We start from the raw sequence: 22,674 nt of genomic DNA on the forward strand, positions 1-22,674 counted from the left end.
CTGTCCTGTGTTAATCCAGGCCTACCGTTTCCTTTGGGGGGAGATTCCCGTTTTGAACAGAAAACGCCGCTACAACGGCGTGCCGCTCAAGGCATTGACCGCGGCAGCCGTTCTCGCACTCACCACCGGCCTCTCAGGTCTCAGCGCCCATGCCGCTGACACACCGAACGTGCCGTCGCAGGCCGCGATCGACGCCGCCACCGCGCAGAAGATGCAGGAACGACCACCCGCCAACGCGGTCGATCAGGCCATCGCTCAGGCCAAGGCCACGCAAAAGAACGTCCCGGTCGACTCGCTCACGACCGAGTACAGCGAGACCGTCGCCACCCCTGATGGCCACCTCGCACTGACCAGTCACCTGGAGCAGCAGCGTGTGCGCCGTAGTGGTGTCTGGCAGGGGCTGGACGCCACCCTGGTGGCCAATCCGGACGGCACGTTCTCGCCCAAGTCCGCGGCGGGTCAGGTGGCGTTGTCCAAGGGCGGGGACGGGCCGCTTGCGACCATGACCAGTTCGGACGGGAAGAAGCTCGCACTGTCCGCCCCGTTCGCGCTGCCCTCGCCGACCGTCAGCGGTGACAGCCTGGTCTACCCGTCCGTCGCCCCCGACATCGACCTGAAGGTCACCGCCACCAAGCTCGGCGGCCTGACCACTGTCCTGGTCGTCAAGACCCAGGCCGCGGCCGCCAACCCCGCCCTGAAGAACCTGCATTTCGGGACGACTCTCGACGGCGTCACCGTCAAGACCGACGAGCACGGCAACATCACCGTCGTCGGCGCCGACAGCCAACCCCGCTGGGTCTCCCGCAGCCCTCAGATGTGGGACAGCACCACCGCACCCGCCGCCAGTGCCCCCGCGACCGTGACGAAGACCGCCCTGACCTTCAGAGCAGCCGCGGCAGACACGCCCACACCCGCACCGACGAATGCGGGCCAGGCATCTGTCGGCAGTTCCGACGCCGGGCCCGGGACGGCCTCCAAGGTCTCCACCATGCCGGTCAAGGCCACCGACGCTGGCATCGACCTGACACCCGACCAGGATCTCCTGGCCCACGGCACCGCCCCGTACTACATCGACCCCGACTGGCTGCCCTGGACCCTGACGGGCAACTCCTGGACCTGGGTTCAGTCCGCCCACGACGGCTCCAACAACTGGATGCGCCAGGGCGGCACGGATGCTGATCACCCGGGCGTCGGCAAATGCGGCATCTACCCCGACGGCAACAACTGCTCGCCCGCTGACATCGAGCGCAGCTTCTACCAGTTCGACATCAGCGCGCTCGGCGGGGCGGTCATCAACTCCGCGACGATGACCATGCAGGAGTACGTCTCCGCCGACCATTCCTGCACCAACAAGTACCCACTCAACCTCTACGTCACCAACGGTCCGATCGGAAACGGCACGACCTGGTCCAACCAGCCCGGACAGCAGGGGGGCCAGCTCGGCGATACGGCCTGGGTGACCGGCTCCGGCAAGGACCCGTGCCACGACAACGTGCCGTTCAGTTTCGACATCACCGGCGCGATGAAGCAGTACGTCAACTACGGGCAGCTGACGTTCGGCCTCTACGGCGACGAGAGCAACCAGTACGCCTTCAAGCGGCTCACCTACCAGCCCGCGCTGTCCGTGATGTACGACCGGGTGCCCAACGTCCCCACCAACCCGTCGGTGTGGCCCGCCCCCACCACGGTCAACCCCGCGGCGACCAATCAGGCCTGCGGTGACAGCAACGGCAACGACTGGGCCTGGCTTGGAGCCGGCTCCGCCCAGAACAACGCCGTCTGGCTCAACGCCACCGTCTCCAGCCCCGTCCAGTCCCAGGTCGCGACCTGGGACCACATCTGGGACTACAACGTCCCCGGTGTCCCCGACGTCGCGTCGGGCATGACGGCTCCTGTCAGCAACGGCGGCGTCACGAGCTTCCAGCTCCCCGCCAACGTCATCCAAGACGGACACGCCTACGGCTACGGCATGCTGGCCAACGACACCGTGCGCAATATGCCGTCGTCCGCCTCCACCCCGGCCTGCTACTTCAAGGTCGACCTCACTCCGCCGACCGTCACCTTCCCCACGACCGTCGCCGACACCAGCAAGCAGTTCCCGCCCAGCGGCAACGGCCAGACCCCCCAGCTTTATGCCGGCCAGAGCGGCGGCATCCCCTTCACGGCCACCGACCCCAACCCCAGCGGCGGCTACACCTCCGGGGTGGTCTGCCTGCGCTGGAGCTTCGACCCCCAGCTCGTCGACTCCTCCTGGCAGTGCGGCAGCTCCATGCCCACCGGCCAGATCCAGGTGACCGCAGGACGTTGGGGGACCAACGTCCTCTACGTCCAGGCCGAGGACAACGCCGGCAACCTTTCCCCGGTGGCGCAGTACGCCTTCTACGCACCGTGGAACCCCAACAGCCCCGCGCCGACCTTCGGTGACGTCACCGGTGACGCGCTGCCCGATATCGTCACCGCCGACCCCGCCGGCGACCTGCGCGCCTACAGCATCCCCGCCACCGCCGCGAAGGCGCCGCTGGCCGCCCCGCAGGCCAACTCTCCTGGCCACGACTCATGGGCGAACTACCGCATCACCCATCGCGGCAGCCTGCGCGGCGGCAATAACGTCGACGACCTCATCGTCCACCGAGACGGCGACCCGAGCCTCTACTACTACCAAAACCCAGGCAACGCAGGCGTCACCGGGGTCTTCGACGCCAAAAGCTCCTTGGCCAAGCCAGCCTGTGATCCCAAGCTGACCGACTGCACCGGCTACAACGCCACCGACTGGTCCACCACGCTGCAGATCGCCGCCAGCGGAGACCCCAGCACCACCAACCTCGACACCAGCAAGAAGTTCCTCAACCGCACCGGTCTGTTCACCGTTGAGACCAGCCCGGACGGCACCGGCGCCCTCTGGTTCTACCCCAGTATTGGCAATGGCCTGTTCGGCTCGCCCACCAAGCTCGCCGCCACCGGCTGGAAGGGCTGGGACCTCATCTCCCCCGGTGACTGGGCCGGCCAGGGCCACCCCGGCTTGTGGGCACGCAACGGGGGCAACGGCGACCTGCGCGGCTACACCTTCAACACCGGCACCGTCACCGTCAGCGGTCCCTTCGGGCACAGCACCAACTACCCCACCCTCACCGGCATCGCCACCGACACCAAGATCGGCTACGGCGTCACCACCGCCAACTGGCCCATCATCGGCTCCGACGGCGACCTCACCGGCATCGGCTCACCCACCCTCTGGGGCATGGCCTCAGGCGGCGTCATCCAGACGTTTACCGGGCACTCCACCACCACCGACCCCTATTACACCTGGACCAACGGACCGACCAGCGTCCTCAGCACCTACGCCGACAACAGCCCCATCGCCTACACCGCCCAGACCGGCAAGTGCGTGGACATCGCCGGTGCCAGCACCGCAAACGGCACGGCCGTCCAGCTGTACGACTGCAACAGCAGCAACGCCCAGAAGTGGACCTTCAAGCCCGACGGCAGCCTCCGCGCCCTCGGCAGCTGCCTCGACGCCACGGGACGCGGCACCGCCAACGGCACCCCCCTGCAGATCTGGGAATGCGGCAACGCCGCCCCCCAGCAAACCTTCGTCCCCAGGGCCGACGGCAGCCTCTACAACCCCGCCTCCGGCCGATGCATCGACCTCCCCGGCGGCACCGCAACCAACGGCGCCCGACTCCAACTCTGGGACTGCAACGGCACCCCCGCCCAGAAGTGGACCGCCCTCGTACGAAGCTGAACCCCAGAATGAAGCGATGAGCTGACCAAAAGTGCCCCTGACCGGTTTCCGGTCAGGGGCACTTCAGCACGCGTCAACTGTCGAAAGTTGGCTGAACCCCGCTACATCACACGCAGTAGCGCTCGTGGCGCACAGAGATCGCATTCAACAGAGAACTACACCAGCTGGCGCCGCCCGGCCGAGGATCGTTCCCCGGCCAGGCCATGCACCGTCAGGCCGAAGCCTGTCCCTGCGACGCGGCGTCACGCGGGGCCTCGACAGGCGCGGGCGAGGCGGCAGCAGCCGAAGCCGACACCAGGGCCCGGACCCGGGCCTCCTGGGCGGCCCTGGCCGCGAGCGGGTTGATGCCGGCCCGGCGTGCCTGCTGCATGGCGGTCAGCCGGTTGACCACGACGATCGCCGCGATCGCCGCCACGACCCGCAGTGCTGACCCTGCGGCCTCTACCCGGATGGTGTTGCGCAGGCTCTCGAGGTCACCGGGGCCCAACGGGTTCACGTGACGCACCATGGTGCCTGCGATCCGGCCGACGATCAGCGAGCCGATCCAGGTGCACCACCACAGGGCGAGGACCTTCTCCGACAGTGTGCGTCGCCTTCCCTCCGCGTCCAGCGGTGCGCTCGCCCTCCAGCAGTCCACCATCAGCTGCCAGGGGAACCAGAGCTGGACGATTGGGGTGAACCAGGCCCCGATGGTCCAGCCGCGTCCCAGGCGGTGCCCGTTCGGCACCAGCAGGTCGGCGTTCCGGCGGATGCGGTAGAACCAGACGATGAACACCCCGGCGGTGGCCAGCGCCAACGGGATGAACATCCCGTTCACCGCGTTCGCCACGGACTTCACGGCGTCGAAGTCGTCGAGGCCGACCTCGCCCGGCCCGTCCACCAGCCGGCCCAGGAGCACATCCGACCAGAGATCGATCGCGACGACCACCGCCGCCATCGCGGCATTCAACGCAAGCAGGGCGTAGACCGCCACGGCAAGGCCGTTCGCCGGGCGCAGCGCCGCCGCCCATCCGGGAGCCGCCTCCGCGCAGCCGAAGCAGCGGCCGCTGTCCGTCCCCACGGGGCGTGTCCCGCACGCCACACACACCATCAGATCGTCAACTCCTGGAATCGCCGCGTGCTTGACCACGCATGCCGGTACGCCACCGCCCCGACCGGGTGGGCGCGCCGACTCTAGGGGATCCATGGCGTCGCCTGCCAGCAAGAATTCGCAGCTCAGCGGCGGTATCGCCAGATAACCGACAGATCACCCCGATGTCCGGGCCCAGGAGCCGGGTCCAGCTCGGCACGCCTGTCCGGCGCAAGCCCCGTCCGATCTGCTTATGTGCTTGACGAGTCGCTCTTGGGCAGGAGGCGTGAGCATGGAGAGAACCCGCCTACGTATTGGTCAGTAGGAAGGACTGCGCCCACGCCACCGATCATTCGCGCGAGGCTGTCGGCACCGCCCAGGTGGCGCAGCGCGCGGCCGCTGGGCTTGGTTCGCCGCGTTGGCTGGTGGTCCTGGCGATGCGTGAGGTGCGCGGCCGGGGGCTGCACCAGGGGCGGCCTCGATGCAGCGGCGACGGCCGTCAGTTGGTGCGAGGCCCAGCCTGCGGACGCTCCGAGGGCCTGACCACTCGGTGACGCCGGGAGCCGGTCCGCCGCCCGCTCGGGGGTTCGGGCGCGGACCGGTCCCTCCAGCGTGCGCACGCAGGAGCCTCGCTGCTGCCGGGGTTGGTCCCGGTGGTGGTATCAGAGCTGCAGACGCGGCCGGTGGGCGAGGCGATGTGGGCGAAGGAGGCCGGGCTGCTGGGCCGGCTGTTCACGTGGCTGGTCGAGGGCGGCTACCGCGAGCAGGTCCTGGTGCGGTCCGGGGCGGGCGGGCGTTCTCCGCTGGTGCGGACCGTACGCCGGGGGATGGACATCCGGCACCTGACGCTGGAGCAGTAGGTGTACTTCCGCGACGTGGGGCTGGGCGGCAGCAGGCGGACGGCGGCACGGCCCAAGGGTTTCGGGGGTGGGCACTGCTGCGGAGCCGGGCGGCGGCCAACGTTGCGCTCACGTCGGGGATGCGCGCCCAGGAGTGGTCGACGCTGCTGCTGCCGGAGCTGGGGCTCCCAGGGCGCCAGCCGGAGGATCCGGCAGTGTTCCCGTTGCAGGCGTGCGCGAAGTACGGGCGGTGGCGGGAGGCATACGTGCCGCCGGGGGCGCTGGAGCTGTTCGTCCTGCTGGAGCGGGAGGCAATCGTGCGGGCGTCGGCACCGCAGCTGGCACGGCGAAGCGACGAACTGTTTGTGGTGGACCGGGTCGCCGCGGACGTGGGCTGACTGTACGGGCGGCTGGAGGGGGTGCGGCGCTCGTTCCGGATCGAGGCGATGGAGCCCCAGCTTCGGCACCGCACGGTGTGCAGCCAGGTTGTCCCCGTTGCATGCACAGCCGGTTGTCCCGCGTTGCGCATGCGCAACGGCCGGCTGCTGCGCAGCGCTGTGCCGTCGTGTAGCAAGGGTCGCCTTGCTGCACCGTGTAGCAGCTCGCCCGACAGCCGCAGCCACCGGTGCGGTCGCGGCCAGAGCCGACGCGGCTAGCGCCGTTGCGGCCGCCTCCCGCGCGGCGCGCGGGAACGAGCACGAGGAAGGGCCGCACCCGGTGGGTGCGGCCCTTCCTCGTGCCGTCGGACGGGGGATCAGGCGCGGGCCGCGCGGAACACCAGGGTCCTGGTGCCCCAGAACCGCAGGGCGGTCGCGAGGGCCATGCCGATCACACTGCTGGAGACCAGGTCCGCGGTCGGGCCGGTGAGGCCGAGCAGGTAGTGCGAGAAGCCGAGGCAGCCGAGCTGGACCAGCGCGCCCACCAGGTTGACCGCGAGGAACAGCGCGGTCTCCCGGCCGGTCTCGCCGGCCGGCCCGTCGGCCCGGCGCTCCCGGAACGTCCAGTACTTGTTCCCGACGAAGGCGACCGCGGTCGAGGCGCTCAGCGAGAGCACCTTGGCCAGGACCGGACCGAGGGCGTCGCGCAGCAGGACGAACAGGACGACGTCCGTGGCGTAGCCGAGCCCCCCGATCACCCCGAACTTCAGCAGCTCCGGCAGTGCGGAACGGAGCTGTCCACGGCCGGCCATGTCAGACGGCACCCAGGACGGAGAAGCCGTACAGGCCGGCCCAGATCGCGCCGAGCATGAGCAGCGGGCGGTCCTTCAGCACGACGTTCTCCGGGGCCTCGGCGGTACCGCGGTCGGCGAAGATCGCGTACCGCAGGATGGCGAAGATGAAGGGGAGGACGGTGATCTGGCGCAGCGCGGTGTCCGCGTTGGTGGTGTGGTCCGAGGACCAGAGGCAGTAGCTGAGCACGGTGACGGCGGCGGAGGCCTGCCAGACGAAGCGGAGGTAGGTGTTGCTGTACTCGCCGAGCAGTTTGCGCGAGCTGGCGGCCTTGTCGCCCATGCTGACCAGCTCGGAGTAGCGCTTGGCCGCGACCATGAAGAGCGCGGCGAACCCGGTGGTGATGAGGAACCACTGGGACAGCCGGATATCGGCGGCGAGACCGCCGATCATGGCGCGGATCAGGAAGCCGGAGGTCACGAAGGCGAGGTCGACCACCAGGACGTGCTTGAGGCCGGTGCAGTAGAGGAACTGCATGATCAGGTAGCAGCCCAGTGCGATGGCGGTCGGGGTGTTGCAGAGCAGCAGGGCGCCGGCGATGGCCCCGCCGCCGAGGAGCGCGGCGCACACGTACGCGACCGGCAGCGGCACCACGCCGGAGGCGATCGGGCGGTGGCGTTTGGTCGGGTGGGCGCGGTCCGCCTCGACGTCGATGGCGTCGTTGAGGAAGTAGATCGAGGACGCGGCGGCGCAGAAGAGCACGAAGACGATGCCGACCTGGCGGAGCACCGCGGTGTGGGTAAGCATCCCGGCCGCGCCGGGGGCGGCGAGGACGAGCACGTTCTTGACCCACTGGCGGGGTCGGGCGTTGCGGAGCAGGCCGCCGGGCAGTGCCTTGAGCCGGAACGGGCGGACGGTCGACGCGGTGCCGGCCTCGACCGCGGGTTCGGTCTCGACGGCGGCGACGGCCTCGACCCCGGTGTCGGTCTCGACGGCGGCGACGGCCTCGACCGCGGGTTCGGTCTCGACGGCGGCGACGGCCTCGACCGCGGGTTCGGTCTCGACGGCGGTGGGGACCGCGACCGCGGCGGCTGTGTCAGGAGCGGTCGCGGTTCTGGACTCGAGGGTCGCCTCAGACATCGGCCTGCTGCCCCTTGACGATCCAGGAGCGGCCGGCCGCCGCGACGGCGGCACCGAGCGCGGCACCCCCGACCACGTCGGACATGTAGTGGACCCCGACGACCAGGCGGGAGAAGCACACCGCGCCGGCGACCGGAGCGATGGTGGCGGCCGGCAGCAGTGGAGCGAAGGCGACGACCGCGGCCGCGGAGGAGGTGGCGTGCGAGCTCGGGAAGCTGTGCTTCCCGGCGGTCTTCACGAGCGGCTCCATGCCCGGGCCGTTCGGGCGGGGGCGGCGGACGACGCGCTTGATGGCCATGCTGGCGGCGTGGGCGCCGGCGACGGCGGCGGTGGCTCGGAGCCAGTTGCCGCGGCGGTCGGAGTCGACGATCGCACCGGCGACACCGAGCGCGAGCCAGCCTGCGGCGTGCTCGCCGGTCCAGGACAGGGCCTTGCTGACGTCGACCGAACGCTTGTCGCCGAACCGCTCGCGGACCGACCGGTGAACCTGGTCGTCCACTCGTTGCAACGCCCGGAGAATCTGGGCCATTCTGGTTGTCCTCTGACGAAGAAGTGGGAAGCGCGCCTCTGATGCGGGGGGCACGAACCTCACCTCGATGCCACAGACCCCTGGTAGTCCTAGGCGCCCCCCCAGCGACACGCGGTGCCCGGCAAGGATACAGATGGTTCTCGAACGGTCTTCGAGCACCCCCTGCACGACTTCTCCGCCATCCCTCCATAAGTGGACGGTCGTTGACTATTCGGACATTTTACCTGTGGTTGGGTAATCGATTAATCGTTTGGTCACCTCTGGTACGGTCGCGCAGATCACTGTCAAGTGCCGTATGAGGCTGAGTCGTGGATGGGTTGAGGATTTCTCGTGGGCGTATTGGGGCTGTTGGCAGCTCTGTTGGCGACAGCCATCGGCACGGCACATGTGATCGGAGCGCTGGGACCGTGGCGCGCCGCTGAAGCGCTGTCGGGCTGGATCATGGCGGCGGTGACCCAGCTGATCGGGCTGGCGCTGCTGGTCGGTGTGCCGGTCCACGGCCTGAAGCCGGCTCCGATGCTCGCTGCGGCAGTCCTGGTCGGCGCGGCCGAGGTGGCCGTGGTGCGCACCCGGGCCGAGCTGCTGGGGCGTCACCGCGAGACCGTCTCCGGTGTCCTCGGCGCGTTCCGCCGCTGCGGGTCGCTCTGGCGCAACCCCGCGGTGGTCGTCTTCGCCCTGTTGGTGCTCACGGTGTACGGCTGGCGGATCGCGCTCGGCGCGTTCACCCTGCCCAGCGAGTGGGACGGCATGTGGTACCACCTGGTCGGCCCGGCCCAGTGGATCCAGGGGGGCCGGATCGGGCACACCCCGGCCGCGTTCTGGTCCGACGTCTACCCGCAGGGCCAGGAGGTCCTCGGAGCCTGGGCCGGCGTGTTCACCCACACCCTGCGTTGGTCCTGGGCCGCGGGCCTGCCGTTCCTGCTGCTCGGCTTCACCTCCGCGGTGGGCCTGGCGGTGCGGTTCGGTGCTCGCCGGGACCACGCGCTGCTCGCCGGTTTCGGCTTCCTGGCGGTCCCCGCCGTCATCGCCCAGTCCTCGACCTCGTACGTCGACGTGGGCGCGGCGACCACCGCGGCGGCGGCGTTCCAGTTCGTGCTGGCCCTGCCGAACGGTCGTGGCGCCGTCGAGGGGCGGCTGAACCACCTGTGGCTGGCCGGTGTCGCGCTGGCCCTCGGCACCAGCGTCAAGGCCTCGAACCTGCTGACCATGGCCTGCGTCGTCGCGGTGGGAGTCGGCCAGGTGGCCGTCGCGCTCGTCGCGGAGCGTCGCGCGGGCGAAGGCCCGTCCGGCGGGGTCCTGCGCCGGGGGACCGGCCGGCTGGCGGTGCTGGGCGCGGCCCTGGTGGTGCCCTCGGTGCTGCTGTCCTCGTACTGGTACGTGCGGACCTGGATCAAGTACGACAATCCCTTCTACCCGTTCACCATGTTCGGGTTCACCGGTAAGGGGACCGTGCAGGACCTGATCATGGTCAACAACACCCCGAAGGAGATCAAGGCCGCCGGCGGCGTCCCCGCGCAGCTCTGGGAGTCCTGGACCACGGAGGTCCACAGCCCCTTCTCCTACGACCAGCGCCTGGGCGGCCTGGGTGCCGGGTGGCTCTGGGTGCTGTTCCCGGCCGTGGTCGCGGGCCTGGTCGTCTTCGTCTGCCGCCGCCGGTGGGCGCCGCTGCTGGGCCTTCTGCTGCCGATGGCGGTGATGGCCGCGGCCAGCCCGGGCCCCTGGTGGGCGCGCTACACCGTCTACCTGCCGATCCTCGGCGGCGTCTTCCTCGCGGTGTTCCTCACCTGGCTCAGCGGGACGGACGAACGGCCCGCGGGCCCGGCCGGGTACGCCCGGTGGGCGGCCGCGGTGGCCGTCGGATTCGTCCTGGTGGGAACCAGCGCCAACTCGATGTGGCGGACCAGCGAGCCCGCCTACGTGGCATCGGCGGGCTGGAAGCCGCACTACTACTCGATCGACGAGACCGTCGACCTGATGCGCGACCGCAGCACCCAGCAGGACAAGATCTGGCCGTGGAACGTCTACCCCACCGCGCGGAAGCTGCCCAAGGGGTCGCTCATCGCGATCTCCGACCAAGGACCCGACATCCGGCTGCCGTTGATGGGCCTGAAGATGGAGCGCAGGCTCGTCCAGGTGACGGCCGACGACGACCTCAAGACGTTCCGGGCCAACCTGAGCCGCAGCGGTGCGCAGTACCTCGCGCTCGACTCGGGCGGCGTGCGGGACAGCGAGATGATCGAACTGGTCGAGTCCGACCCGGCCCGGTTCCGGCTGATCAGCGGGAAGGACCCGGTCCGCATCTACGCCCTCGACGGCCGCTGACCCGGTCCCTGTCGCCGCCGGGGAGGACGCCCTTTGCCGAAGGGCGTCCTGAACCCGGGGATCCGCCGGACCTTGCCTCGCGACCCCACCTGGCACTCGCAGTTCCGCGAGGCCGAGGAGCACCCACGGCTATCGCGGTCAGAGGACGACGAGCGCCTCCTCACGCAGGACGTCCCATGCGGTGCCGGTCCAGTCCCCCGGCGTTGGGGCGCCGTCGGGATCTGTCGCCACCACCCGCTTGTCCGGGTAGACGAGAGCGGCCTCCGGGAACTGCACCAAGCGCGCCCCCGCCCCAGCGGCCTGACGCATCAGCGCCCGGACCTCCTCGCCCGCTGCCAGTGGTGTAGGAAGAGCTTCAGGTACCGGCCGCGGATCCCGCACAGGGTGCGGCTGCTGCCCCCGGCGTGCTCGACACCGGGCCCGCCTTCGACCTCGACTGCGGGGAACTCGGCCGGCTCACGTGCGGTCGCGAACGACCATGTCCCGCCCAGGGCGTCGAAATCGGAAGTGTCGATCACGCCAGGCAGCATGCCACGCCGAGCAGCTCGCCGCCCGCGCGAGGGCCGCATCCCGCCACCGCCACCACCCGGCCGTCCATACCTTCCTCAACCACACAGCCAGAGCGCTCGGCCTTCCCAGCTCGCCAGCAAAACCCACTACCGAACCACCGACCCGTCACAACACCACGGGCGCGGCCGGGACGGCGCCCAGGGCGCCGACGTGCGGGAGCGGATAGGTATGGGTCCACGCGCCCCGGCGATCCCTCAGCCTGAATCAGTGAGGATTGCTGAGAGCACGCGTCGCGCGTCACGGGCGTCAGCGCCGTCCTGACCCAGGCTGTTGGCGCACGAGACGAGCGTCTTCCACAGCGCCCAGCCACGTCCGCGCGCCCACGTCGCATCGTCGACGCCCAGCCGCTCCCGGAACACATCGCGGCCGTCGGCCGAGAGCAACGTCCACGCGATCGCGAGGTCGCAAGCGGGGTCCCCCACGCCACACGTACCGAAGTCGATGACGGCGGCGAGCTGCCCGTCCTCAAGGAGCAGGTTTCCCTTGGCAAGGTCGCCGTGGAACCAGACGTCGGTCCCGTCCCACCGCGCCTCAAGCGCCTGAGTCCACAACTCCTGCGCCGGCGCGACGTCGATGTGGCCGCGCAGCTCGTCCAGCGCACCGAGCGCCTGCGCCTCGTAGGTGCGCAGCGTCGCTCCACGGAACCAGTTGTGCTTACCAGGCTGTGGCCCTTGTGAGGCATCGATGCTCCGCAGCGCGGCGACGAAGCCGGCCAGGCCCTCGGCGAAGCGGATCGGATCGACGACTGAATCGAACGACGCGGGCGTGCCGTCGATCCACCCGTAGACCGACCACGCGAACGGGTAAGCCGCACCAGGACTCCCCTTCGCCAGCGGCACCGGGATCGGCAGCGGGAGAGCTGGTGCCAGCTCGGGCAGCCAACGGTGCTCCTTCTCCACCGCCAAGGCGTACTCCTGCGCGCTGGGCAGGCGCAGCACCATGGTGTCGCCCAAGCGGAAGGTCCGGTTGTCCCAGCCGCCGCTCTCCACAGCCGTCACCGGTAACGCGGCCCACTGCGGGAACTGTTCGGCCACGAGCCGCCCCGCCTGCTCGGCACTGACGGTCACCCGCCGGGGCATGGGCCCAAGCTCTGGAACATCGTTCAACAGGTACCCCCCTTGTCCAGCCTCCAGTGTGAGCTGACTTCCTCCTTCCTCGCCCGCCAGTTCTGGTAGCCGAACAGCACACCAGGCGGCCGGAGGTCACGCCCCACGCCACAGCACCCAGGACGGCACGGGCCGCAGACCCGCCCGATGCCCACGGACCGTCCGCCGCGTCCACGGCGGCCGGTCCGTGGGCATGGAAGCCCTCCACGGCTCGGGTGTCAGGACCCTGCGGGGCCGGGCTCTCCCGCCTCCGCTGTCACCGGAAGCCGATACCCTCCGGCGGGAAGGGGCGGCTGACGGGAGTGGACGTGGACATTGAGGAGATGCTGGACCGGCTCGGCGCGGTGATCGGGCCGCCGCCCGCGGGCGGCGTGGTCCCGGTCCCGTGGGAGCGGCACACCGACCAACGCCCCCGACCCGCCACCACAACCACCACCAGACAGGGGCCCAGGACGGTAAGTCGAGGTGGTGAGTTCGGCCCGCCACCCCCGATGAGCAGCACAAACAGGCAGCAAGCGGAGACGGCGGCCGGTGACCGAACCGAACCGCGAACCGAACCCGGAACCGGCCCCCATGCCGAACCACGAACCGACCCCCCAGCCGAACAGCGGCGCCTGCCACGGATCTGCCGAACTCACCCCGGCGATCGCCTGACCGTCCCGCCCACCGGCCTCCACCCCGGCCGACTCCCGCGCTGGCAGGACCCGACCACTGGCTGCGAGCATGGACCGGGCAACCGCGACCGATCGCGGCGACCAAGCCCACCCGGCCAGTTACTCGTTACCGACCCACGCTCCTAGCCCGACAAGCGAGGGCAACTTCTTTCCGGACTTCCGGGACTTCTTCAACTCGGTGCAGTTCGACGGGCCGGGAGGCCCGAGCTGCGGCACACCGCCGGGCGAAGGCGACTGACGCTGCTCAAGCTCCCGGCTCCCACGTCTGGTGATCGAGCAGCGTCCCTCGGCCAGGCGCATCAGCGGGGCCAGGACGCGGCGGGTCGGCTGCCGGCGCGACTCGGGAGCCGTGGCTGTACCGGGGGCTCGGGGCCGACTCTCGTCACTCACCGTAGCGCCGGGTATGGCCAGCTGACTCCCCGGCAGGTGGCCATACCCGGGGAATCGCAACTGGCCGCTGACACCCGATGAGCAGCGCAAACAGGCGGCAAGCGGAGACTGCGGCCGGTGGCCGAACCGAACCGCGGACCGAACCCGCCCCGGACCCCCGTGCCGAACGACGAGCCGAACCCCCGGCCGAACAAGGCGCACGGTGCGTCGGCGACGGCCGGGCCGGGTGAGGTGGGCCTTGCCCATGTTGGCGCAGCGGATAGGGACCGGGCGGGGCCGGCCGGTGTGCTGCCGGCCGGCCCGCCCGGGAGCGGTGCCCGCTGGGCCCGGGGTCGCCGGGGGGGTGTGCGGTCCCGAGCAGAAGGAACGAGGCGATCCGCCGCGCGTCCTGGTGGAGACGCGCGTCTGGCTCAACGATCGGACTTGACCGAAGGCACGCGCGTGGCGGCACGGCCCCCGGGGCAATGGGTCCACGGTGCAGCCTCTCGGCCAGGAGCCGTGTCTGGGCGGTGCGCAGTTCTGCCACTTGGCAGTCGCCCCAGCTGTCGGCGGCGTGGGCCTGGCAGGGGGCCGGGGTCTTCTTCGTCGTCATCATGGCGCCACCCTGGCCGGGGTCGGCTGTGGACAGCCGGGCTCGCTATCGACAAGCCAGCGCGGCCCAGCCGGTGACCTCCGGCTGGGCCGCGCGTGGAGAAGCGGCGCAGGCAGCTGGTGCTGCGGGCTGGATCAGGACGTTCGCGGCGATCCGAGGCGGGTCACGGGGTACCGGGCGACATTCACGATCTCGACCACCTGATCGCCCTGGGGCATCGCCACAGTGACCTTGTCGCCCTTCATCGCGTTCATCAGCCCCTTGCAGGAGCGCGGCGACGGCGTGAAGTACGTCCGGGTCACTAATACGGGATGGGATCGGTTCGCGCTGGAGTGCCCGCCGCTGGACCGCCATTTCGCCATCACGGAGGCCCAGGGTGTGCTCTGGGAACGGCTCAAGAAGGTTCTGCCTGGCTGGCAGGCCGACTTGATGTAGTCGCGCGGTCGGGCCGGCCTTGTCCCGGATGTCCTGTGCGGCGGCGTAGGCGAGGGAGCCGTAGCTGGGCAGCCGCAGGGACAGCTCGTGGGACGCGGCGGCCGGGTCGCCGTTCTCGGTCTCCTCCAGGAAGGCGGTCAGCTTGCGGCGCAGCGCGTCGGCGAGACCGATGGGGTGCCGGCCGTCGTCGCCCCATCGATCACCGGCCCGATGGGCGTAGCAGCGGAGCCTGTGCGCCCCTGGAGTTTCTCGGATTACTTCGACATGATCGCCCGCGGCGAGAAGACCGTCGAAGTACGTGTCCAGGACGACTCCATGAAACGGGTCCGCGTCTGGGCCGGGAAGGGGTCGGCGTCCACCCAGGACTGCCAGACGCGACGGCTGTTCGGCAGTTCGGGGCGGTCGAGGAGCATCCGCACGTACCCGGCGTGGCGGCAGGCCCACGGGTCGTCCGACGCGGCCGCGCGGTCGAGCCTGGCACGCAGGTCGGCGCTGTCGACGGCGCGGGCGATCCGCACGTACTCGCGGTCCTTGCAGCGGTACGGGCGGTTGACCACGATCTCCACCAGGTCGGTGAGCTTCGCCCGGCTCGGCCCGTCCAGGCGGGCGCGGGACAGATCGCGGAGGAGAACCTCCTTCGTCCCCCACGCCTTCGCGTGCCGCGTCCACTCCTCCGGGAACCGGGCCTCCCACTCCAGGAAGAGCAAGGCGTAGGGCAGCCCTGGCCAGGCGCCCAGGTCACCGACCTCGAACCGACTCCACAGGCCGTCCGGCAGCGAATGCCGCCGGGCCTCGCGGATCAGCTGGTACGCCCGCAGAACCTCGGGGTGTCGGTACCGCTCGTCCGTCCCCAACGGCAACGTCAGCCGCCACACCGCGTTGTACCGGTCGAACGCACCGTGGACCTCCTGCCGGGCCTTCACCAGCCTGGCGAGCGCGCCCGCCCGCTCGGCCGGATCGTCCGCGACCAGCCCGAACGCCCAGCCCAACCGCTCGTCCCACGCCCGGGCGTCGTCGCCCGCCACCGCATCCTCAGCCACGCCGGAGATCATCCCCCGGCACCGCCCGGCCGCTCCACCGATAAATCCGGTCGATCCGGAAGCCGCACGGACCGTCAGTCGTCGGCCGATCCGCCGTGCTCCGCGAGCCACGCGCGGGCGATCGCGCCCAGTTCGGCATCGCGGCCGGAGAGCACCATGCCGATCATCCGCGCGTCCCCGCGCAGGGACCAGCCCACCTGACCCGCCCGCGGGACAACCCACAAGCCGGGCACCCGAGACCGGACAGCACCCCGCCCCAGTCCCCACCCGACAACCCGGCTGGCACCAGCCGGACGCGAGAACAAGAGCAGCCAGCTGGCCTCGTCGGCGCTCCGGTCGACGGGCCGGCTCTTCCCCGTGGCCATGTCGTGAGCCCAGACCAGGTCCGACAGGACTCGGCGGGCGTGGGCTCCTCATCAGGGGCGGTCCGGTCGGCGGACGATCAGCAGGCGCGGTGAGGGCAGCAAGAAGGCGGCGCAGCCGTCTCGGCGACGGGCGAATTGTGACCGCTGAACGGCGGATGAAACGGGACCCACCGGAGTAGATCCGACCCTTCTTGCGATCGTCTGATCATCCTGATCCCCATCGAGGGTCAGGAGGAGAGGGTGATTCCCGTGGAGGACTGGGCTGAGATCCGTCGACTGCACCGGGCCGAGGAGATGCCGATCCGGGCGATCGCCCGGCACATGGGCATCTCGAAGAACACGGTGAAACGGGCCCTGGCCACCGACCGGCCGCCGGTCTACCAACGCCCGCTGAAAGGCTCGGCCGTGGACGCGGTCGAGCCGGCCATCCGCGAGCTGCTCAAGCAGACCCCGACGATGCCCGCCACGGTGATCGCCGAGCGGATCGGCTGGCAGCGCGGGCTGACGATCCTCAAGGAACGCGTGCGCGAGCTGCGACCGGCCTACCTGCCCGTCGATCCAGTCTCCCGCACGGTCTACCAGCCCGGTGAGCTCGCCCAGTGTGACCTGTGGTTCCCGGCCGTGGACATTCCGCTCGGCTACGGCCAGTCGGGCCGACCGCCGGTGCTGGTGATCGTCTGCGGGTATTCGCGGGTGATCACCGCCAGAATGCTGCCCTCCCGCCAGACGGGCGACCTGATCGACGGCCACTGGCGCCTGCTCACCGCTTGGGGAGCCGTCCCGAAGACGCTGGTCTGGGACAACGAGGCGGGCGTCGGCAAAGGCAAACTGACCAGCGAGTTCGCCGCGTTCGCCGGCCTGCTCGCGGTCAGGATCCATCTCTGCCGGCCCCGCGACCCGGAGGCGAAGGGCCTGGTCGAGCGCGCGAACGGCTACCTGGAGACCAGCTTCCTGCCCGGACGCACGTTCACCGGCCCCACCGACTTCAACACCCAGCTGACCGCCTGGCTGCAGATCGCCAACCGGCGCCGGCACCGCTCGATCGACGCCCGTCCGGTGGATCGCTGGGAGAGCGACCGCGCCGCGATGCTCACCATCCCACCCGTCGCCCCGCCCAACTGGTGGCGCTTCCACACCCGCATCGGCCGCGACCACTACATCCGCGTCGACACCAACGACTACTCCGTCCACCCCCGCGCCATCGGCAAGACCGTCATGGTCCGCGCCGACAACGAGGAGATCACCGTCATCGCCGGCAACGACATCGTGGCCCGCCACACCCGCTGCTGGGCCAAACACCAGAGCCTGACCGACCCCGAACACGCCGCCGCGGCCGACCTCCTGCGCGGCGAGGTGATCCACCAGCAGGCCGCCCGCGTCGCCACCGCCCGCACCGCCCTCCTGGCCCCCGACAGCCTCGGCATCGAGGTCGAACAACGCGAACTCGGCACCTACGACCGCATGTTCACCCTCATCGAGGGCGGCGCCGGAAGGGAGGAGGGCGCCTGATGGCCCGCACCACCACGACCGACGCGGTCAAGCCTGATAGCGAGGCGGCCCGCACCGGCCGGCAGACCGCCGCCGACCTGGCCTTCCTCGCCCGCGCCATGAAGGCCCCCGCCCTGCTGGACGCCGCCGAGCGCCTGGCCGAACGCGCCCAGGCCGAGTCCTGGACCCACCTTGAATACCTCGTCGCCTGCCTGCAGCGCGAGGTCTCCGCCCGCGACAGCCACGGAGGCGAGGGCCGCATCCGAGCTGCCCGCTTCCCCGCGATCAAGACCATCGAAGAGCTGGACGTCACCCACCTGCGCGGCCTGACGCGCCAACAACTGTCCCATCTGGGAACATTGGACTTCATAGCGGCCAAGGAGAACGCGATCTTCCTGGGGCCGCCGGGCACCGGCAAGACCCACCTCGCCACCGGTCTGGCCATCCGGGCCTGCCAGGCCGGACACCGGGTCGCGTTCGCCACCGCCTCCCAGTGGGTCGACCGCCTCGCCGCCGCCCACCAGGCCGGCCGGCTCCAGGACGAACTGGTCAAGCTCGGCCGCTATCCGCTGATCGTGATCGACGAGGTCGGCTACATCCCGTTCGAGGCCGAGGCCGCGAACCTGTTCTTCCAACTCATCTCGAACAGATACGAAAGAGCCAGTGTGATCGTCACCTCGAACAAGCCCTTCGGCCGCTGGGGAGAGGTCTTCGGCGACGAGACCGTCGCCGCCGCCATGATCGACCGACTCGTCCACCACGCCGAGGTCCACTCCCTCAAGGGCGAGTCCTACCGCATGCGGGGCCGCGAACTCGGCCGCACCCGCACCACCGACAACGACTGAACAAGACCACCGACGACGCGAGGGTCAGAACTCAACCGTCCAAAGTGGGTCACGGTTCAGCCGCCGCCGACAAGCCGATCTGGAACAGAATGCCGATCAGCGCCCACCCGCTGATGAACAGCACGAACATCGGCGGCCCGCACCACAGGACGGTGACGACGGGCCGATGGAGTTCGCTCTCCCTCTTCGGCGCGGAGAGAAGGAGCAGCAGCAGCGACGGCACGCCGAACCACCCGAACAGGAGCAGCCCCAGGTCGATGAAGCCGGTCAGGAACTCCGATCCGGAGAGCTCACCGGCATGTGCCAGCCAGAGCGCGCAACCACCGGCCGTGGCACTCCATCCACAGCCAAGGGCGAACAGATAGCGGACGGCGGCTCGAATGAACCACGCCAGGGCGCTCTCGGTTCTCAGCACGGCACCCATGGCCGCTCCACCCCTTCGGCAGCTTCAACAGGAGCATCGTCCTCGCAGTATATTTGAACGCGTTCAATAGCTTCCCCTGGGTGGCCTCTGTTCGAGTGACGGGGTTACTCATGAGCCACCCCAGCCATCTGAACCGGCATCAACCGGGACAGATCCTCTGTACGACGTCGCCCTGGCTGGTAGCTGACGTGCGCCCAGGCGGCCGGCGGCCTGCAGGGTCGGCAGGTCGGTCGGATCGGTGTCCTCGGTGATTCCCTTCTCGGCGAGCAGCGGGGCGATCTCTCGCCACATCTCGTCGGCCAGACCGGTGCGCTGCCGGGTGGCGAGCAAGGCGGGAGGGTTCGAGCGCGCCGACTCTCCTGCTCCTCTTCTTCGGCGCTCCGGTGCCCGGACTTCCCCCGGGAAACGGTAGGTGTCACCGTCCCGTCTCCACGTGGTCAGAGCAACAAGCCGCCCAGCCAGCTGGAGGGGAACCAGCCCTGAAGGGAGCGCAGTTCGGGTTCGGTGGCGGGATGGGCTGCCAGGATGGCCTGGCGGACCTCGCCGCCCCCGCTGAGGGTGCTCAGCGCGCCGCCGGAGCCGGCCAGCGTGATCGTGAGGCCGTCGCGCTGCAGAACGTATCGGTTCGCTCCATCGGACCACAGGCCGCCCGGCTCCGGCAGGCAGGGGGTGAACGGGCTGGTGGTGAGGTTCTCTCCGTCCGCGGACAGCATCGGGCGGCCGCAGGGGTCGTTGTAGCCCAAGGAGACCGTCTCGACCGCGGCCTTGTCGAAGCCGTCGCCGAGTCCGCCGCTGCCGGCGTAGAGGTCCGCCGGGCCGCTGAGCACGAAGACCGCCCGGTGTCCGTCCCCGCTGACCCCGGTGACCAGCACATCCGCTGAGAGGACCGGCCGCAGCAGGGACCGGGACGGGATATCGGCCCCGCGCAGCAGGTCCTGGACCCCCACCTCCCGCTGCATCGCCCGCAGCGGGAACGCGAGCACGAACACGCCCAGCAGCGTGCCGACGGCCGCCAGCAGGGCGGCACGTGAGCGCAGCACCACGGCGCCGGCCAGGGCGAAGGACGGGAGGGCGAACACCAGCACGCTCAGCAGGCCCGGGCGGAAGGGCAGCAGAAGGGCCAGAGCGTGGGTAGCGGCGAGGCCGAGCGCCATCGGCGCGGGCGCCAGCAGCCAGCGCCACCGGGGGGCGGTCGGCTGCAGGGCGTGGACGCTGACGAAGTACGCCGGTATGACGCCCGCGAGCATCACCACCAGGTGCAGGATTCCGGGGACGCGCCCCCCGCCGCCGAGCTCGAAGTGCTGGGCGACACTGCCGATGGCCACCGAGATCAACGACGGCAGGGCACAGGCCGCACCGAGGATGGCGACCCGCCGACGCCGTGTCGAGGTTGGACGAACCGGTACGCGCCCCCGTGCTGTGACCGTTTCCGGATTTTGCGGTTCGACCGCGGCCATCGCTTCCCCCTGGCGTTCGGCACCTTCGAGCCATCAGTGGGACGAGCGCCGTGCCGATCTTGGTTGCGGCAGGCGGGCGGGTGTAGCACGAAGTCTCGAGAATTCCCTGGCTTGTTCCGCCGAGCACCTGACGGCCGCTGCGTCGGAAGGTCGTATCCCGTGGGTCCGACTACCGTCCGTGCGAATCGCCGGCACGATGCGCGGCGACCGACTTGGGCAGCGCAAGACGGTGGATAAAACCTGACGGGCTCATCGACCGTCCACGGCAGCACCAGATCGGCCAGTACTCGGACGCCGGACTGGTCACCCTGGCGGTGATGCAGGCCTGTTCGGCCATGCCTTCGAACCACCGTGGATCTGCTGTGCACGCCCCCCGGAGCTACTCCCCAGGGAGTAGCGGAACCGCCTCCACGGGTACGACGACGCCGCACGGCAGTTCCGGGTTTGCTGGGCAAGCCGCGACAGCAGGGGGTGCGACCTCTGTCGATGCGGGCGCTCCTGTGGGGTCGGACTCGGAATGTGGGGGGACATGGAGAACAGAAATCTACGCCGGGGGTGGCGACTCGGCGGCCCGGTCTTCGTGGTCGGCTTCATCGCCAGCCTGGTTCTCGGAGCGGTGCTGGCCAGGGGCTCCGTCTTCCTGCCCACCGCTACCGTGGGCCAGTTGCGGGACTACTGACGAGCACAGCGGTACGGCGGTTGCTGTGTCGTCGCTGCTCCAGCTGGTCGCCGCTGCAGGACTGCTCCGGTTCGGCCTCGGGGTATCCGCCGCAGTGGATGCCGATCGCCACGCGCGGTACGCGATCTGGCTCGCCGCCGGAACCTTCGCGGTGTCGAGCGCGCTGGCACTGGCCCTGGCAGCGGTCGCGAGCCGTGCGGACGACGCCACCCTTGTCGTCCTAGCCAGGCTCACGCTCGCGGTGGGCGGCCCGTTCCACCTGACCGGGCTCGCCGGGCTGCTGTGGTACGTCTCGCGACGCGCGCAGGCCCAGGGACGCGGGCCACGGTGGCTACTTCTCTTCGGTGCCGCCGTCGGCCCCCTGCTGCTGTTCTCCCTGATCTCGATACCGGTGCCCGTGGTGACCAGGGTGGAGCCGCTGTGGCGGTTGCTCGCCGCGGTGTGGATCACCGGTGTCAGCGCGGGCGGGCTCGCTCGGGCCGCCTCCGGCGCCCCCGGCGCTGTATCACCTCGCACCGAGAGGGAGTCGTCGGCCGAGGGCTGAGGCCTTGTCAGTGGCGTCAGGTGCCGGGAACCGCCGGGGCCACGGCCGGCAGGCGGCGAAGCGGAGACCGCGGCGATACACCGGACCCGAGCCGGGCCAGGAGACGGAGCGGATGCACAACGAGGTCGACAGGACCATACGAGCAACAGCCGCATGGCGCCCCGCGGCGCCCGGCACCGGAGACAAACGGCCATCAGTCAAACTTCGCGGAGACAGGTCAGCGGCGCGCGCTGCTCTACAAGCCACACAGCCTCACAGGCCGCCCTACAGGCAGGTGTGGACGGTCACGTAATTCGGCTCTGTCGCTGATCTTGTGACGGCTCCACCTGGCCGGAGTGCCTCGGGCCCGGCACCTCTGCCCCACGGTCAGTAGATGTAGTCGGGCCAATGTGGATCTTCCCAGCGGGCGGGCCCGGTGAGGCCGATCAACCTCAGACGGTGGAGTAGATCCTCCGGTGCGTTGTGTGCCCTCAGTCGGGCGGGGGCATGGCGGGTGAGCCAGGAAGTGAGCACGGCCACCATGGCGTCCCTGTCGTGCCGCGTGCGCCAGGGGAGCTTGTCGGCGAGTAGGTCGTAGTCCCATGAGTCGACGGCCTCCGCGAGGTTCTGGTCGGCCATCGGGTGCTCCAGCGCCTCCCAGACGTCGAGCCAGGGGCTCAGTACGCCGGACGCCTCGACACATAGGACGAGGGTCTGGTGCGTGGGCGCGACGGCATCGGGGGTGACGAGGCTGTGGACCCAGATTGCGTGCAGGAACTCCCGCACAGCCGCGGCCTGCTCCCGGGGCCATTCCTGCCAGCGCCCGCGGGCGAGCGAGACACCGATCTCGTCCCGGTACCCGAACGACTCGGATCGGCTGTCGACGACGGCGCACGCGAGCTGAGGCAGGATGCGGCGGAGCACCGCGCCGTGGTCGGTCCAGTCGGGGGCCCACCAGGTCCGTCGGAGAAGGTCAGGATCGAGCCTCACACCCGGGACCTTGAGGAGGGCGAGCTCTTCCGCGCTGCCCCAGTGGCACTCGCAGTTCGACTCCTCGGGGTGCGCAGTTGCCCCGCGGAAGACGAGTGCGAGGCCCTCCAGGGCCGCGTTGAGGCGAAGCTTCGCACGTCGGGCGTGCAAGTCGGTCATCGGCGTTCACCTTCAGGACTCCGCCAGCCCGCTTCTGGCGAAGATCACTACGCTACCGGCCCACGGGCCGGTACGACCAACCGGCTGCCGGGTCAGGGCGTGAGGAGTATGCGCTTCTGAGGTTGAA

Annotated in this window: 21 protein-coding genes; 9 read left to right on the forward strand and 12 right to left on the reverse strand. The window is 70.2% G+C overall.

What is annotated here, in order from left to right; all coding sequences use genetic code 11:
• Positions 1-52 precede the first annotated feature (52 nt).
• Positions 53-3,742: a ricin-type beta-trefoil lectin domain protein gene (locus BOQ63_RS00095; RefSeq protein ID WP_143174550.1), complete on the forward strand. Its 3,690-nt coding sequence runs from the start codon at positions 53-55 to the stop codon at positions 3,740-3,742.
• A 211-nt stretch (positions 3,743-3,953) separates the two neighbouring features.
• Here BOQ63_RS00095 and BOQ63_RS00100 read toward each other — a convergent pair whose 3' ends face one another.
• Complete coding sequence (locus BOQ63_RS00100) at positions 3,954-4,802, reverse strand: DUF4328 domain-containing protein (protein ID WP_072652938.1); 849 nt, start codon at positions 4,800-4,802, stop codon at positions 3,954-3,956.
• 662 nt (positions 4,803-5,464) lie between these two features.
• Here BOQ63_RS00100 and BOQ63_RS00105 point away from each other — a divergent pair.
• Together BOQ63_RS00105 and BOQ63_RS00110 are read left to right on the forward strand one after the other, a co-directional pair.
• Positions 5,465-5,671 carry a hypothetical protein gene (locus tag BOQ63_RS00105; protein ID WP_143174552.1) on the forward strand — a complete coding sequence of 69 codons (207 nt, stop codon included), beginning with the start codon at positions 5,465-5,467 and terminating at the stop codon, positions 5,669-5,671.
• 119 nt (positions 5,672-5,790) lie between these two features.
• Entirely contained in the window at positions 5,791-6,048 is a 258-nt protein-coding gene (locus BOQ63_RS00110) for a hypothetical protein (protein ID WP_072652940.1), read from the forward strand.
• A 356-nt stretch (positions 6,049-6,404) separates the two neighbouring features.
• Here BOQ63_RS00110 and BOQ63_RS00115 read toward each other — a convergent pair whose 3' ends face one another.
• The 3 genes from BOQ63_RS00115 to BOQ63_RS00125 are packed head-to-tail and all read right to left on the reverse strand — an operon-like array spanning position 6,405 to position 8,488.
• Entirely contained in the window at positions 6,405-6,839 is a 435-nt protein-coding gene (locus BOQ63_RS00115) for a GtrA family protein (RefSeq protein WP_072652941.1), read from the reverse strand.
• 1 nt (position 6,840) lies between these two features.
• The gene (locus BOQ63_RS00120) at positions 6,841-7,959 is read right to left on the reverse strand and encodes a decaprenyl-phosphate phosphoribosyltransferase (RefSeq protein WP_360467231.1); all 1,119 of its coding nucleotides are present in this window, start codon (positions 7,957-7,959) and stop codon (positions 6,841-6,843) included.
• Positions 7,952-8,488 (reverse strand): phosphatase PAP2 family protein, encoded by a 537-nt coding sequence (locus BOQ63_RS00125; RefSeq protein ID WP_072652942.1) that lies wholly within the window; start codon positions 8,486-8,488, stop codon positions 7,952-7,954. The genes BOQ63_RS00120 and BOQ63_RS00125 overlap by 8 nt, the downstream gene beginning before the upstream one ends.
• 450 nt (positions 8,489-8,938) lie before the next feature.
• Between BOQ63_RS00125 and BOQ63_RS00130 the strand changes: the two genes are divergently transcribed.
• Positions 8,939-10,810, forward strand: coding sequence for a hypothetical protein (locus BOQ63_RS00130; RefSeq protein WP_167395608.1), 1,872 nt, complete (start codon positions 8,939-8,941; stop codon positions 10,808-10,810).
• A gap of 138 nt (positions 10,811-10,948) precedes the next feature.
• On the opposite strand, the gene BOQ63_RS00135 is transcribed toward BOQ63_RS00130, so the two are convergent.
• The 3 genes from BOQ63_RS00135 to BOQ63_RS00145 all read right to left on the reverse strand — a co-directional run bounded on the left by BOQ63_RS00135 (position 10,949) and on the right by BOQ63_RS00145 (position 12,459).
• The gene (locus BOQ63_RS00135; protein ID WP_167395609.1) at positions 10,949-11,119 is read right to left on the reverse strand and encodes a hypothetical protein; all 171 of its coding nucleotides are present in this window, start codon (positions 11,117-11,119) and stop codon (positions 10,949-10,951) included.
• Complete coding sequence (locus BOQ63_RS00140) at positions 11,119-11,328, reverse strand: hypothetical protein (protein WP_143174553.1); 210 nt, start codon at positions 11,326-11,328, stop codon at positions 11,119-11,121. The genes BOQ63_RS00135 and BOQ63_RS00140 overlap by 1 nt, the downstream gene beginning before the upstream one ends.
• A gap of 246 nt (positions 11,329-11,574) precedes the next feature.
• The gene (locus BOQ63_RS00145; RefSeq protein ID WP_499503642.1) at positions 11,575-12,459 is read right to left on the reverse strand and encodes an aminoglycoside phosphotransferase family protein; all 885 of its coding nucleotides are present in this window, start codon (positions 12,457-12,459) and stop codon (positions 11,575-11,577) included.
• Between the two features lie 1,908 nt (positions 12,460-14,367).
• Here BOQ63_RS00145 and BOQ63_RS00150 point away from each other — a divergent pair.
• Positions 14,368-14,577: a hypothetical protein gene (locus BOQ63_RS00150; RefSeq protein WP_072652947.1), complete on the forward strand. Its 210-nt coding sequence runs from the start codon at positions 14,368-14,370 to the stop codon at positions 14,575-14,577.
• 254 nt (positions 14,578-14,831) lie between these two features.
• Here BOQ63_RS00150 and BOQ63_RS00155 read toward each other — a convergent pair whose 3' ends face one another.
• Positions 14,832-15,617, reverse strand: coding sequence for a hypothetical protein (locus tag BOQ63_RS00155; RefSeq protein ID WP_465395785.1), 786 nt, complete (start codon positions 15,615-15,617; stop codon positions 14,832-14,834).
• A gap of 605 nt (positions 15,618-16,222) precedes the next feature.
• Between BOQ63_RS00155 and istA the strand changes: the two genes are divergently transcribed.
• Together istA and istB are read left to right on the forward strand one after the other, a co-directional pair.
• A complete protein-coding gene (istA, locus tag BOQ63_RS00160; RefSeq protein WP_072652949.1) occupies positions 16,223-17,491 on the forward strand; it encodes an IS21 family transposase in 1,269 nt (422 codons plus the stop codon).
• Positions 17,491-18,315 carry an IS21-like element helper ATPase IstB gene (gene istB / locus BOQ63_RS00165; RefSeq protein WP_072652950.1) on the forward strand — a complete coding sequence of 275 codons (825 nt, stop codon included), beginning with the start codon at positions 17,491-17,493 and terminating at the stop codon, positions 18,313-18,315. The genes istA and istB overlap by 1 nt, the downstream gene beginning before the upstream one ends.
• A gap of 49 nt (positions 18,316-18,364) precedes the next feature.
• On the opposite strand, the gene BOQ63_RS00170 is transcribed toward istB, so the two are convergent.
• The 3 genes from BOQ63_RS00170 to BOQ63_RS00180 all read right to left on the reverse strand — a co-directional run bounded on the left by BOQ63_RS00170 (position 18,365) and on the right by BOQ63_RS00180 (position 20,073).
• A complete protein-coding gene (locus BOQ63_RS00170) occupies positions 18,365-18,739 on the reverse strand; it encodes a hypothetical protein (protein WP_072652951.1) in 375 nt (124 codons plus the stop codon).
• Between the two features lie 108 nt (positions 18,740-18,847).
• A complete protein-coding gene (locus BOQ63_RS00175; RefSeq protein WP_143174555.1) occupies positions 18,848-19,069 on the reverse strand; it encodes a hypothetical protein in 222 nt (73 codons plus the stop codon).
• A gap of 107 nt (positions 19,070-19,176) precedes the next feature.
• A complete protein-coding gene (locus BOQ63_RS00180) occupies positions 19,177-20,073 on the reverse strand; it encodes a hypothetical protein (protein WP_072652952.1) in 897 nt (298 codons plus the stop codon).
• Positions 20,074-20,725: 652 nt separating this feature from the next.
• Between BOQ63_RS00180 and BOQ63_RS00185 the strand changes: the two genes are divergently transcribed.
• Complete coding sequence (locus BOQ63_RS00185; protein ID WP_499503192.1) at positions 20,726-20,875, forward strand: hypothetical protein; 150 nt, start codon at positions 20,726-20,728, stop codon at positions 20,873-20,875.
• A gap of 25 nt (positions 20,876-20,900) precedes the next feature.
• Positions 20,901-21,419: a hypothetical protein gene (locus BOQ63_RS00190; RefSeq protein ID WP_499503194.1), complete on the forward strand. Its 519-nt coding sequence runs from the start codon at positions 20,901-20,903 to the stop codon at positions 21,417-21,419.
• 366 nt (positions 21,420-21,785) lie between these two features.
• Here BOQ63_RS00190 and BOQ63_RS00195 read toward each other — a convergent pair whose 3' ends face one another.
• Positions 21,786-22,547 (reverse strand): hypothetical protein, encoded by a 762-nt coding sequence (locus BOQ63_RS00195; RefSeq protein WP_072652954.1) that lies wholly within the window; start codon positions 22,545-22,547, stop codon positions 21,786-21,788.
• Positions 22,548-22,674 lie beyond the last annotated feature (127 nt).

The sequence above is a fragment of the Streptomyces viridifaciens genome (assembly GCF_001888885.2).
Lineage (GTDB): Bacteria > Actinomycetota > Actinomycetes > Streptomycetales > Streptomycetaceae > Kitasatospora > Kitasatospora aureofaciens.